Source organism: Paenibacillus doosanensis (genome assembly GCF_025060755.1).
Taxonomy (GTDB): Bacteria; Bacillota; Bacilli; order Paenibacillales; family NBRC-103111; genus Paenibacillus_S; species Paenibacillus_S doosanensis.
Window position 1 is genome coordinate 493,835 of sequence record NZ_JANYUY010000001.1, and the last position, 13,566, is coordinate 507,400.

Below are 13,566 nucleotides of genomic sequence, written 5' to 3' on the forward strand. Positions count from 1 at the left end.
TTGCCATACGCTGGGCGCTACAGCCGGAAATGATCCTCGCGGATAAACCGGATGCGAGTCCGGATATGATCGCGGCTCGTAAAATGTCCGTTAAACGGGAATACTTTCAATGCCTTCTCCGTTTGAATCCGATTGTATACCGCAAAGATCGTTTCGGGCGTGCAGACGGTATCCTTCAGCCCGACGGACATCAGCACCGGCGCGCGAAGGCGGTCAGCCAGGTTCACCATGTCAAAATAGCTGAACGTCCGCAGCACTTGCTCCAGCTTGTCCGGATGGGCGGCGACGAAATCGGCCGCCTCCTTCAGCGAGCCGGTGGAATGGAACAGACCGTAATCCATGTAGCATAAATTCGGGATATCGGCGATGATCTTGGCCGGCTTGCCGCTGAGCGCCCCGGTCAGTAATGCCAGCCCTCCTCCTTGGCTTTCGCCGCAGACGACGATCTGCGAGGCGTCGACTTCGGGCTGGAGCGAAGCCCATTCCAGCGCTTTGAGCGCATCGACGGCGACTGCGCGGTAGTAGCTCTTCTGCGGCTCCAGAATGCCCTGTGTAATCCAGCCGCGGGTCATGCCGTAATGCTGCGGCAGAAGATTTCCGGTCTCGCCTCCTTGACCGCGCACATCGACGGCGAATACCGCGAAGCCGGCCAGCAGCCAAGCCGCATGCTGCTCCGGGATGCCGCGGCTCCCGGTATAGCCGTGAAACGAGATCACGCACGGAAGCTTATCCTGCTTCGCCGGAAAGCCCGGAAGCAGGTACCAGCCTTTAATCGGCGTCGCATCAAAACCGTTATAGGTCACTTCGTAGGCGTCGATATAAGGCGCCTCCGTCCGCACTTTCTCCCGCCGGTCATTCAACGGCTTCGCATCATATTCGGCGAGCGTTGCCTCCCAGAATGCGTCCAGATCGTCCGGCGCCGTGCGGTCCGCTTGGGTTGCATACAGCTCCTCTAGCTTTTTATCAATATAGTGCATGGAAGATCGTCCTCCTTCATCGCTTGCCGGTATTCGTCTTTAAAGATCAAAGCGCTTCCAATCAAGAGAATACTCCATCCGCCAATGTTTTGCCAAATCTTTTATTTACAATTCCGATTTTCAGAGTATAATTCAGTTAATATACATATATATTTAGAATGTTATAAAAATCGTCAATGACGCACTGATCGTCAAGAAATGACGAAGGAGGAATTGTTAAAATGACCCAATCGCTGGCCGACCGGAGCGTGGAAACACCACCGGACGCCGCCTCAAGCAAGCCGCTGAAGGAGCCTTTGTGGACCCGCAGTTTTATCGTGCTGGCCCTCGGCAACCTGCTGCTGTTCTTCGGCTTCCAAATGCTGCTGCCTACGATCCCCGCTTATGTCACACAACTCGGCGGAGATAATTCCGCCGTCGGTATGGTTATCTTCATTCTTACCTTTGCGGCGCTTCTCATCCGTCCTTTTTCCGGCGCGGCGCTGGATTTGATGTCCGGCCGGCTTATTCTCATCGTCGGATCGGTCGTCACGCTGGCAGCCATCGGCAGCTACATAGCCGCTTCCGCCGTAGGAGCCATCTACGTGCTGCGGATCGTGCACGGGTTCGGGTGGGGAATTTCAACGACGACTTACGGAACAATGGCTTCTCACATGATTCCCGCTTCGCGCCGCGGCGAGGGAATGGGATACTTCGGCTTGGCGTCCACCCTCGCTATGGCGCTCGGACCGATGACCGGAATCGCCATTATTAATACGTTCAGCTTCACCGTTCTGTTCGCCGTATCGTTTATTTTGACATTGTTGTCCCTGCTCGTGTCTCTGTTCGCCGGTCGGAGCGGCAGAGCCGCCGCCGGGGAAGCCCGCTCTGCTTCCGCCTCTTCCGCTCCTTCCGGACCGTCTGCGCAAGCCTCGAAGCAAGGAGCGCTGCTGTCGCGGCTGGTGGATAAACAAGCCTTGTTTCCTTCGCTGCTGGTGCTGCTTATTGCCGTCACCTACGGCGGCATCGTCAGCTTCATCACTTTGTTCGGGAAAGAGCAGGGTATCGCCAATGTCGGCTGGTTTTTCTCGGTCAACGCCATCATGCTGTTTTTGATCCGGCCGATATCCGGTAAAATTTTCGACCGTCGCGGTCATGTATGGGTGCTCGCTCCCGGCGCCGTCTTTAGTCTGATCGGCCTGATCCTGCTGTCCTACGCCTCCAGTACCGCTCTGCTGATAGCGGCGGCCGCCTTCTACGGAACCGGCTTCGGCGCAATCCAGCCCTCCCTGCAGGCCTGGATCATCCAGCGTGCCGCTCCGGAACGGCGCGGCGCCGCCAATGCCACCTTCTTCTCCGCGTTCGATCTCGGAATAGGTCTCGGCGCATTGCTTCTCGGTCCTATCGCAGCGGCGACGAACTACGCTGTCATGTACCGGTTTTCCGCCATTATGTTCGTGCTGTACCTGATCACTTACATCGTCTATATGCTGCGCAGCCGCAAACTCGGACAGAAGAAGTCTGCCCTCCGGTGAGAAGGGCGCTCTTTCCAGCTGCATCCGCCCGATCCGGTTCACCGATTCGCTTGGAACGTCATGACCGCAAAGGTCGGACGTTCTTTTTTTTCGCTTCCGGAAGTCTGCGCTTTAAGCTATAGCACCTTCTCAAGCCGGGCGTACAGCGCCTCCACGGCCTGCCTCTTCCAAACAAAGCTGCCGCGGCCGGCAATGAGCCTATCGCTTGCCTGCATGACCGTACCGATCGGCGGTCTGTTCCCGCGCAGACGATAACCCGGCTCGGCATCCAGCGTTACATCGGAAAATGCCTGCAGCTCTTCCATAACAGGCGTCGTCCTTACGGCAAAGCCGCGGCTCAAAAAGTAGCTCGACGCGATACGCGGAAACTTGGTCGCGACAACGAGATCCGGACGGTGAAGCGCATTTTCCGGCCCGAACAGCGACAGCGCGAGACGGTTCGTCCCCAGGTCGAGCAGTTCCACCGACTTTTTCGCCGCTTCGGCGATAAGATGTTTGCCGGTAATGCCGAGATCCGCGGCGCCGGTTTCGACGAGCAGCGGAACATCCGCCGGTTTGACGAGTATCCACTCCAGCCCCTCAGCCTGAAACAAATATTTCCGCGAAGCGCTCAGCTCTTCGGGCAGTTCGATTCCCGCCTTCCGCAGCAAGCCGGCCGCCGCATCGCAGCTGTCCTTCGGCAAAGCCATTCTCAGCATGTCGCTCATACATATCCTCCTTCATTTTTTTCATCAGCTCAAGCAAAGTTTATCTTTTATCATACCACAAATTTCCAGACGGTTTTTGCCGAATAAAAAAAAGCCGCACCGGCCGGAAATGCCGATGCAGCCTCTTCACTTTCCCGCCGGGCCTAACTCTGAACGGTTTAAAGCTTAACGGCTTTTAACGTACAATCCTCAGCGTGCCGCTGCCCTGGAAAAGCGTGCCGTCGCGCAGGCTGCCGATGACGGTCACTTTCACGCTGCCGGCAGCCGGGCCGGCGGCCGCGATCACCTGCTGCCTGTCGAAACGGACCAGCGCCAGGCTCAGACGCTCGCGGCCCCGCTCCTCAAATTCCCAGCGGCTCGGCTCGGGATGGACGGATTTGCCGTTAACGAGCAGCCGGACGCTGCTCTTGTCGATAGCCTTGGCGTCGTATCCCCGGGGAAGCTGAATCCACGCGCCGACGGAATCCAAAACTCCCGGAGCCTTGACAATCAGTATCGGGGGAATCAGCTCCACCTGCGCTTCAACCGCAACCTGGAAATGCGCCTCCTGTACCGTCTGATTGCCCGCTTTATCCGACGCCGTCACCGTCAGCACGTTATCTCCCGCCATGGACGACAGCCGAGCGGTCTGCCCGTTCTTGACCGGCTTGCCGTTCAATGCGGCGCTGACGCCGTCCGCACCCGACAAGTCGTCGTAAACGGAATACGTCACCGTCATCGTCTGACCCGTCGTATAGGAAGGCTCCAAGCGAATGTCGACCGCCGGTTTCGTCTTGTCGATGCGAATTCCGCCAACCGTCGCCGTCGCCTCGTTCCCCGCCCGATCCACGGCCGTTCCGGTCACCGACTGATCGATCCCTTCGGAGGAAATCGTCCGATCGGGAGAAACCGAGGCCAAGCCGGAGCCGCTGTCGGCCGCCGTAAAATGCACCGTCACATCGGTGCGGTACCAGCCGTTGGCATTGGGCTCAGCCGCAGGCGCTCCGCTAATGACGGGAGGCGTCGTATCGACTATCGTAATAGTCTGCACTCCCGCTGCAGCCGCACCGTACGCGTCGATAGCCGTCCAATGAACGAGCGTCACTCCCAGCGGAAAATCTGCGGGGGCGTCGTTTACGATCGATACCGCTCCCGGCGCGGCGGCCGCGCCGATATTCACCGCCGTTCTTTCTCCCGCCGCCTCGACCGTCAGATCGGGCGGAACTGTCAGCTGCGGAGGCTGCGTCTCCGTCTGCTTCACTTCTACCGTAAAGCCCTCATTCCGCCCCCCGCTGAGCTCGAAGACCAGCCTGCTCTCTCCGACCGGCAGCGCGGATAAAAAGGTTTTGTACAGCCGCACCTCATTGCCGTAAGCGGAATCCGTAACCGAGTAATCCCGGGATTCAGTCAATGCGGTATCCCCCAGCCGTATCGCCTTCAATGGATTTCCGTTCCCCCGGACCGTCACGTCGATATCGCGCTGTAAAGCGGGATGTTTATCGAAAACGGCGCGATCCGGCGAAAGAAACGCATCCGAAGCCGTATAATAAACCTCGATCTCATTGATCGTCGGCTCCTTGCTGACTCCCGACTCCTTTTTGGTAGAAAACATCCAAAGTCTGAAATATTGTCCGGTTACAGGGGCGAAGTCGATTTTCTTTTCGGCTCCGATCGAAGTTCCCGCCGTGCCCGGAATATCCACGTAATTGACGCCGTCCTCCGAATATTGAAGCACATAGGAGTCCACCCGCTGGTAAGAGCTTTCCTTAATAACCGCCTGATTGAACGTGATGGAATCTCCGAAGTCGACCGTCAAAAATTGATCGGTCACCTTGCCCTTCTCCGCGGACCAACGGGTCGAGCCGCTCCCGTCAAACGCTTTGGACGCAGTATAATCCTTGCTCCATTCGGACGACGCCAAATACGTTTTATTAAGCGTGAAGCTCTCCTGCGCGACATTCAGGGCCAGCACGGCGTCGTCTCCGCCGCTAAAGGTAAACGTAAGGGTATAAGATCCCAGCTCAAGCGTGGACAAATAGGCGCTCTTCAGCGTGACCGACGTCCCGTTGTTCACGTAATCGATACCGGGGACGAGCATTCTCGTTTCATCGCGCACGGATGCGAGCGTATTGCCGTTTAAATTCACGGAGATCGTGCTGTCGCCCGAATGCTGCGCATAGTTAAGCGTAGAAGCGCCGAGCTGCGAGCTGGCCGGAGGCGTGACGCGAATGTTCAAGAACGCGCGGTTGCCGGCGCTGAAGGAGAACGTCAAACTATGATAGCCGAGCTCCAGCTTGCTTAAATATGTTTTTGGGAACAAAACCGACGTCCCCTGAACCACATAATCGGTTCCTTGCACCAGCAAACCGCTGTCGTCCCGGATCGATGTCAGCGTGTTTCCGTTAAGTCCCATACCGACGGTCAGGCTGCCTCCGTTCACCGGATAAAGCACGGAGCGGACCGCTAAGATCGATTGAGCCGGAGGCAATCCGGGGGCCTTCACCCCGATTTCGGAAAAGGGGATCGGCTGGAACCCGGGGATGCGCGAATAGAGAATCGAGTCCTCCTTCAGCTGAAAATTGCCGTTGGCCGCATCTTCAAACCCCAGATCGTCCTTGCTTCCGAACGTTACGTTGTTTTCGAACGTGCCGAGCTCCATGTTCCGGCTGTCCCCAGTAATCGGTCCGCTGTTCACGATGGCGTTGTTGCGGACGACATTGCGCTTGGGCAGCAGCGGCTCGTCGCTTAGAATGTCCGGCAGCGTCGGATAGCGCTCGCTCCATATGTCGCTCTGATAAGGCACCTGATCGAATTTGCTCATCAGCGATTCGTAATTTTTCTCTCCAGGTTTATAGCCGCGGTTCATAAAAGCAATCGAAGAGCCCGTGTCGATCACGATATTGTTCTCCACAATATTTTCCCGGCCGTTGGCCAGCTTGAACGCCTGCTTGCCGATATTGTAGAAGACGTTGCCGCGCATCTCCACGCCGCTCATATAATCGTCCAGGTAGATCGCCGCCGTCGAAACGCGAAGATCGCTCGCGACAATATCATGGAAGTAGTTGTAGCGGATGACGTTGCCGCGCCACACGAAGCTTCGGCCTGAGTAGATCGCCGAGGCGTCCGCGGTTTCTTTGACTACATCGTAAATTTCATTGTATTCGATGACATGGTCGTTCCCTCTGAATTGAATTGCAAAATGCGGCGCGTTATGCAGCTTATTATGCGTCGCCCGGTTGCCGACGCCGTTCAGCTCGACCGCGGAGGTATACGTCAATTTGATTCTGGAATAATTGAAAATATCGTTGTTGTCGGCATAGTTGCCTGCCGGCGTCAGCGTCGCGACATCGCCGCCGTTCAGCGACACGCCGCCGTTGCCCATGCTGTAGATGCTGGAGGCGTACACGCCGTTATTGCTTCCGCCGTTAATTTTGACGGCATAGCCGCCCATTTTACTGATCTCGCAGTATTCGATCCGGTTATTGTCCCCCCCGGTCATATCGATCGCATTGCCTCGGCTTACTTCCAGCGCAAGCCCGCTGAATACGATGTTCGACGCTCCGTTCATCGCGATCATATTTTGGTCGAACAGCGACAGCTGCACGCGCGAGCTTGCCAAGGGAGCCGGAGGATACAGATAGAGCATTCCGTCCGCGCGGTCCAAATACCATTCGCCGGGAGCGTCCAGCTCTTCCAATATGTTGTAGAAATAAAACCGCTGTCCCGCTTTCATCGCGTAGCTGGACGTATTATACGTCTCTATCGTCTTCGTCGCCTGATCGATCGATTTGATCTGCAAATCGTTGGTGAACCAGTCGTTCCCCCAATATCCGAGCGCCCACGTATCGTTCGCGCTGCTCCAAGGCCGCAGTCCGCCGTCATCGTACGTGAACGTGTAGCCTGTGCCTTGCGACGAATTGCCGGCATATACGACCTGGTTTACCGTAGTGAACCCTTCGTTCGGCCAGCGCGCCAGCGTCATCACATTGCCGTCCACGAACAGCTCCGGGGCTACGGCCAAATAGTTGCCGAGCGTTCCGTAGTCGCTGATGCCGAGCGCCTTCAGATCCACCTGCCGCACCTTATCCGCGGCTTCCTGCGGAATTCGGGCCCGAACCGCCGGGTCCGTCACCGGCTCGAACAAGGAAGCGTCCAGCGCATCGCCTCCCGAGAGCGTTACCTTTTCCCCGTTATAGGCCTTGTACACGATGGGAGCGTCCGCTTCCCCCGAATCCCGGCCGTCGAGCTGGAACGTACGATCGATACGGTATTCTCCTCCTCTCAGCTGTACGGTGACGCCACCGGCAGGCAGAGCGCCTCCGCTCTTCATCTCCCGGATCGCATCTCTCGCCCGCTCCAGAGTCGCAAACGGATGCTGAATCGAGCCGTCGCCGGCATCGCTTCCGTCTACGGCTACAAACCATTCAACGGAAGCCTGGCGTTCGTCTGCCGCCGCCCCCTTCCCTGCGGACAGCCAGCTTGCGCCCAGCACCATGCAAGCTATCACCGCTTTCATGAAACCGACCTTACTCTCCATTATGAGCCTGCCTCGCCTTCACACTGTATTTGGGTATATCCCCATTTATTCCCTCACCATCATACAGCGCTTTCAAGACGAGCCGGAATAGAGCAGCCTAACCAAACTTGTTGTAAAACTAACTTCTCGCAGAGATGACGACCAAGTACGCGCTTCAGCAGGCTGAGGGTATCACGGATTCATCTTCCCGGCCCCTCCGTGCAAATGTCGGTAATCGGTCGGAGACAGTCCCGTGCTCTTCTTGAAGGCCGCCGAGAAGTACGAGCCGTCGCCGAATCCCGATCTTTGCGCCACCTCTCCGATCTGCAGCTCCGTCGACGCCAGCAGCTGCTGCGCATTCTCCATTCGGCGTTCATGAATGTAACGCATCGGAGGAAGGCCCATATAGCGCTTGAACATCCGAATAAAATAATTCGGGTGAAAATGCGCGTGCTGCGACAACTGCTCCACGGTCAGATCCTGCGCGAGGCGGGCTTCGATGTATTGAAGACAATCCAGCAGTTTCCCTATGGCGACGGGAGGCGGATCGCGGCGCAGGAGCATGACGGCGCGGTCTATGAAGAAACCGATCAGGGTGAACAGCGCCGCTTGAACTTGCAGCGTTGTCGCAGGTCCCGTGCCGGTGCGGCGGTCGGCCAGCTCGCGGAAGCCGCTTTGCAGCTGCCGGATATCCTCTGCGGCAACCGGTACGGCATAAGGAAGCCCGAACCATTGGAAAAGCCTCATAAAGCTGACGTTAGCGCGAAAGTGGCACCAGTACATCGTATAGGGAATGCCATCCGCGGCGGAATACGCCTGCTCCACCCCTCCTGGCAAAAACCAGAGCTCGCCGGGCTTCGGCCGGTACTGCTTGCCGTCCAGTCGAAGCGAGCCTTCTCCCTCCATGATGTAATACATTTGGTTGTACGAAGGAAGGTAGGCGGAGCGCCTCCATTCGGGGCTGCAGACCGACAGCTTGGCAAAGAGCAGCTTGACCCGCAGCCGGGACAGCTGATGATTCAATAATTGCGATTGATCTTGTTCCATCTCCCACTCCCCTTTATTCGTTGGCCTTAAACGGCATGCGCGGCACCGGTCACCTCCCGTTCTCCTGTCGCTTCCTTCAAACGTTTTCTTTCTCTTACATGTTCGATTCGCGCCGAAGCTTCCCCTTCCGCCTGCATAAGAAACCGCTTGTGGCAAAAAAATAAGCCCCGGGCCGCATAAGCCCGAGGCAGTCCATCCCGAGTAACCGGGTTATATAACGTAATCGAGCACCTGCTCGTACGTATGATACACCTTCGTATTGCTCATAGCCGGAGTGTAGGCATGTACAGAAACGACCCGTCTCGTCCCCGTATTGCACATTTGATGAATCATTCCTTCCGGCGCGTACAGAAATTGCCCTTGCTTCACGACGCTCTCGCCGCTCTCGTCAACATAGCCTTCCGCACCGAGTTCGTAAATTTTGTTGGTCAATTCACCCTCCACGACATAAGCGCATCCTCTCGAAGCCCCGTGATCGTGAATCATCGTCTCTCTCCCTACAGGCAGATGAATCAGGATGACTTCGACGACTTCGGATTGAAATAACACCTTGCGCCCGTAAGGCAAATACGAAGGCTCCGCGACATACGAAGACACCTCCTCTTCCTTCAGCTCCAACTGCTGTATCGCCTGCCGCAAATCATAGGGGGACGGGTCGGTCATATTGCGAAACGCTTGCTCAATGGATTCAAGTAGTTTCATGCTGCCTTACCTCCGTTAATAAAGTTTTCTATGGATTTGCATAAATAAAACTTATATTCAACTGAACTTCTATACAAATATTCGAGCGGAGGGTAAGGAGTGCTTGTCCATAAAAAAAACGGCGCTTGTCCGCTGCAAAAAATGTTCACAATCGGAAATAAGAGCAAGCCGGATTTTACCGCCCCATTGACAATATTTTGCTCCAGCAAGCTTCCGTTCCCGCTATGCCCTAGCCAGAACCGTTCTCCATTTGCTACAATGTTCTCTATTCATATCCCGAGCTTAAGCGAAATCAAGGAGGACAATAAACATGCCCGGTTTTCTACTCGATTTGGACGGAACGTTATACCATGGAGACCGGCCGATTCCCGGCGCGGCCGAATTCATTCAATGGCTGAAGAAGCAGCGATATCCGTATTTGTATGTCACAAACAATTCATCGCGCACGCCCGAGCAGGTGGCCGAGCATCTCGGCAAAGTCGGAATCGAAGCCGAACCGGAGGAAGTGCTGACCACTTCGCAGGCGGCCGCAATGTATATGAAGGAGCAGGGCACAGGGAGCAAGGTATACATGATCGGCGAAACGGGGCTCGAACGCGCTATGCTGGAAGCCGGGTTTTCGATCGTGACGGAAGGCCCCGTCGACTTCGTCGTGCAGGGCATCGACCGCAGCTTCAACTACGAGAAGCTGGCGCAGGCGGTTAGCCTCATCCGGGCGGGAGCCGGCTTCGTGCTGACGAATCCGGACCATCTGCTCCCGTGGAACCACGAGCTGCGCCCCGGCGCGGGCTCGATCGGCGCCGCCATCGAACGGGCGAGCCAGACCGAGCCTGTCGTGATCGGCAAACCGTCGCCGATCATTATGAACTACGCCATCCGCAAGCTCGGCCTGCCGGCGGAGCAGATCTGGGTCGTCGGCGACAACTTGCGGACGGACATCCGCGGCGGCGTCGCCGCGCATTGCCGGACAGCGCTCGTGCTGACCGGGCTGATTACCCGCGCGACGCTGGAGCAGGAGCAGCTCGGCGCAGGCGTGCAGCCTGAGCTCGTCTGCGACAGCTTGGCCGAGCTTGCGGACAAGCTGTCGCAGCAGCCGGGCCGCGCGTAAGGAGGAGGTTCACACGACGATGACGCGAGTGATCTTGATTCGCCACGGCGAGACGGCGGCGAACCGCGAGCCGGTATTTCAAGGGCATATGAACAATGCCCTCTCCGAAGCAGGCGTCCGCCAGGCGGAGCGTTTGGCGGAACGACTCAGCGTCTGGGCGATCGACGCCTTGTACTGCTCGGACCTGCCGCGCGCCGTTCAGACCGCGCAGATCATAGCCGGGCGGCGGTCCGGCGGCGGCTCGCTTGCGACGTCTGCGGCGCTGCGCGAAATCGACCGCGGCCGCTGGACCGGCATCAGCTACGCCGACTGCCTGGCGGCCGATCCCGACGGCTGGCGGGCAAGCCGCCGCGATCCGTACTTCCGCTGCCCGGGCGGCGAGTCGTTCGTCGACCTGCATCATCGCATCGTGAAGGAAGTAAGCCGGATCGCCTCTCTCTCCCGGCGGAAGCGTCGCGATGGTAACCCACGGCGGCCCGATACGCGCCTTCTTCCGCCACTGTGTCGGATTGCCGCCGGGCGAGAACAAAAAAACCCGAAACTGCGCAGCTTGTTCAGCCAGCGTAGTTCCGGGTTTTCGTCATTCGTCGATCGGCGTTCCCCGCTCTCTCAGACGCCCTTCCTTGGCGTCTTGAGCCAGCCGCTCCAAACTGCGCAGCTGCGTCAAACCGTGCTCGTAGGCGCTCATCATCAGATGCAGCACCCCCCGCGGCACTTTGGGGATATGCTCCTCGTAGATGTCCCGCATTTGCTGTACTTTCGTTTGTTGCTCCTCGACCTTTTTGGCCAAAATCGCATAAATCTCATCCTGATCCCCGTACTGCGCAAACACGAGGGCGGTCGCCATCGGATCGTAAATTTGCTTGCGCTCTTCAAGCTGGCACAGAAGCAGCTCCTGAAAGAGTTCCTTCCCTTTGCCGGTAATTCGATATATCGTTTTATCCGGACGATTACTGTCCTTAACGACTTCGACCGCTTCGATGCATTCATCCTTGCGCAGCTGATCGATCGCGTAATACAACGAGCCGTCCTGTATTTTAATATAATGATGCAGTTCCCGCACCTTCATCATTTGCCGGATTTCATACGGATGGGAATCTCCCTCCATCAGCAATCCGAGAATAACCAATTTCATCGACATGGTCGTTCACCCTCTTGTCAAAACAATAAATGACTGCTCTATGTTGAGTTCGACAACCGTCAGGCATTAACCTGCTCTTTAGAAGGGCGGTGAAAAAGTCCGCTGCGGCGTCCATTTGATCCTCCAATCGCTGTCGAAAACGGATTTTTGGGATTGTTTTTTCGTTTTTCTACGGAGAGAATCCGTTTCATGGGTTAACCCTTCAAGAAATCCGGGGACAAGAGCGATCGGAAGATGCTTTCGCACGCGAAGTCCGCGTTTTTCACCGCCCTTTTAGACCTCGGAAGCGGCCTGCTCCTTGCGCAGGCCCTGCTGGCTGCGGGACGGGATTTCCATCTTCGCTTTGCCCATCAGAAGGATGAAAAGAAACCCTGCCACCGCCATAAAGATGGCGCATAGAAATACAAAAGCGATCGAATCGGCCAAACCCGCAATCATATTCTGCAACTCGGGACCCGGGATCGATGCCCGCACTTGCGGCTGCAGCAGCGCCTGCGGATCGATCGGCTTCGCGGCGAGCCCCGAATTCGGCATCAGCTCGGCAAGCTTCGACTTCAAAGCGCCCGCCTGCACAGCCCCGAGCACGGTAACGCCGATAGCCGAGCCGATCGAACGGAAAAAGCTGACGAGCGAGGTGACGATCCCCCTCAGCTGCGGGCTGACGTTATGCAGAGACGACATGGAGGTAACCGGGAACGACATCCCGATGCCCAGACCCATGAAAATCATATACATCGTGATAGACCACCTAGGCGTTTCAACCGATACCGTGCTCAGCAAAGAAGTCGCAATAATGAGCAGTACGGCGGAGACGAGCATAATGTTGCGGTAGCTCGTTTTGCCGATAAAACGGCCGCCGAGCGTGCTGCTCACAACGACGGCGAGCATCATCGGCGTGAGCACCTGGCCGGCGCTCGTAGCCGAGCCTTCGAATACTCCTTGGATAAACAGGGGAATATACGAAGCGGCGGCGATCATGATGGCGCCGTAGAGCAGGCATGTTGCCATGCTGGCGCTGAACAGCTTGTTGCGGAACAGATGCAGCGGCACGACGGGTGAGGCGACCCGCGATTCAACCAGCAGGAACAGCAGGAACAGCAGAACAAAGCCGGCGAACAGCCCGTAGCTTTGCAGCGAGTTCCAGGCGAATTCCTTGCCGCCCAGCTCCAGCGCGAACATCAGGCATAAAATCGAAGCGGCGAACGTGACCGTGCCGAGCCAATCGATTTTTTGATTGCGATTCGTCGCCAGTACCGGATGATAGAACAGCGCGATGAGAGCGAAGGAAATGACTCCGAGCGGCAGATTAATATAAAAGATCCACGTCCAGTCGACATTGTCTGTAAAATAAGCTCCCGCCAGCGGTCCGAGCACGCTGGAGATGCCGAATACGGCGCCGAACAGCCCCTGCATCTTGCCCCGCTTCTCCGGCGGAAACAAGTCGAAGACGATGGCGAAGGTGATCGGCATCAGCGCACCGCCCCCGATCCCCTGAATGGCGCGGTACACGATAAGCTCGAACATCGTGGTCGACATGCCGCACAAGGCGGAGCCGATCATGAATACGGCCAGCCCAAGCAGGAAAAATAATTTTCGGCCGTACATATCCGATAATTTGCCGAAGATCGGCATCGATACGACATTGGCGATCAGATAGGCGGAGAACACCCATACGAATTGATCGAGTCCTCCCAGCTTGCCGACGATCGTCGGCATGGCGGTGGATACTATAGTTTGGTCCAGCGCTGCAAGCAACAGCCCGAGCATAAGACCGGCAATCGTCCAACGGACGTTGGATTTCTTAGGCGGCATAATTTCCCCTCATTCCCTCAAGTTTGATTACACTAAATTATTATATTCAAATTTGAGTATTAA

The 13,566-nt window shown here is 56.8% G+C and carries 9 protein-coding genes and 1 pseudogene; 3 read left to right on the forward strand and 7 right to left on the reverse strand.

Annotated features, from left to right (window positions below; translation table 11 throughout):
• Positions 1–17 precede the first annotated feature (17 nt).
• The gene (locus tag N0M98_RS02200) at positions 18–977 is read right to left on the reverse strand and encodes an acetylxylan esterase (protein WP_249862056.1); all 960 of its coding nucleotides are present in this window, start codon (positions 975–977) and stop codon (positions 18–20) included.
• Between the two features lie 221 nt (positions 978–1,198).
• Between N0M98_RS02200 and N0M98_RS02205 the strand changes: the two genes are divergently transcribed.
• Positions 1,199–2,491: an MFS transporter gene (locus N0M98_RS02205; RefSeq protein ID WP_259616808.1), complete on the forward strand. Its 1,293-nt coding sequence runs from the start codon at positions 1,199–1,201 to the stop codon at positions 2,489–2,491.
• A gap of 116 nt (positions 2,492–2,607) precedes the next feature.
• Here N0M98_RS02205 and N0M98_RS02210 read toward each other — a convergent pair whose 3' ends face one another.
• From N0M98_RS02210 to N0M98_RS02225, 4 genes are all read right to left on the reverse strand, one after another.
• Complete coding sequence (locus N0M98_RS02210) at positions 2,608–3,198, reverse strand: type 2 periplasmic-binding domain-containing protein (protein WP_259616809.1); 591 nt, start codon at positions 3,196–3,198, stop codon at positions 2,608–2,610.
• A 175-nt stretch (positions 3,199–3,373) separates the two neighbouring features.
• The gene (locus N0M98_RS02215; protein WP_259616810.1) at positions 3,374–7,714 is read right to left on the reverse strand and encodes a X2-like carbohydrate binding domain-containing protein; all 4,341 of its coding nucleotides are present in this window, start codon (positions 7,712–7,714) and stop codon (positions 3,374–3,376) included.
• Positions 7,715–7,885: 171 nt separating this feature from the next.
• Complete coding sequence (locus N0M98_RS02220) at positions 7,886–8,740, reverse strand: AraC family transcriptional regulator (protein ID WP_249862050.1); 855 nt, start codon at positions 8,738–8,740, stop codon at positions 7,886–7,888.
• A gap of 210 nt (positions 8,741–8,950) precedes the next feature.
• On the reverse strand, positions 8,951–9,442 hold the full coding sequence (locus tag N0M98_RS02225; RefSeq protein ID WP_259616811.1) for a cysteine dioxygenase: 492 nt from the start codon (positions 9,440–9,442) through the stop codon (positions 8,951–8,953).
• 310 nt (positions 9,443–9,752) lie between these two features.
• Here N0M98_RS02225 and N0M98_RS02230 point away from each other — a divergent pair, with 310 nt between their 5' ends.
• Both N0M98_RS02230 and N0M98_RS33825 read left to right on the forward strand, forming a co-directional pair.
• On the forward strand, positions 9,753–10,550 hold the full coding sequence (locus N0M98_RS02230) for a TIGR01457 family HAD-type hydrolase (protein ID WP_249862048.1): 798 nt from the start codon (positions 9,753–9,755) through the stop codon (positions 10,548–10,550).
• Positions 10,551–10,569: 19 nt separating this feature from the next.
• A pseudogene (locus N0M98_RS33825) lies at positions 10,570–11,185 on the forward strand (histidine phosphatase family protein).
• Here the strand turns inward: N0M98_RS33825 and N0M98_RS02235 are convergent.
• Entirely contained in the window at positions 11,131–11,691 is a 561-nt protein-coding gene (locus tag N0M98_RS02235; RefSeq protein WP_249862046.1) for a PadR family transcriptional regulator, read from the reverse strand. The pseudogene N0M98_RS33825 and the gene N0M98_RS02235 sit on opposite strands and share 55 nt — an antisense overlap.
• Positions 11,692–11,964: 273 nt before the next feature.
• Positions 11,965–13,503 carry an MDR family MFS transporter gene (locus tag N0M98_RS02240; RefSeq protein WP_259616812.1) on the reverse strand — a complete coding sequence of 513 codons (1,539 nt, stop codon included), beginning with the start codon at positions 13,501–13,503 and terminating at the stop codon, positions 11,965–11,967.
• Positions 13,504–13,566 lie beyond the last annotated feature (63 nt).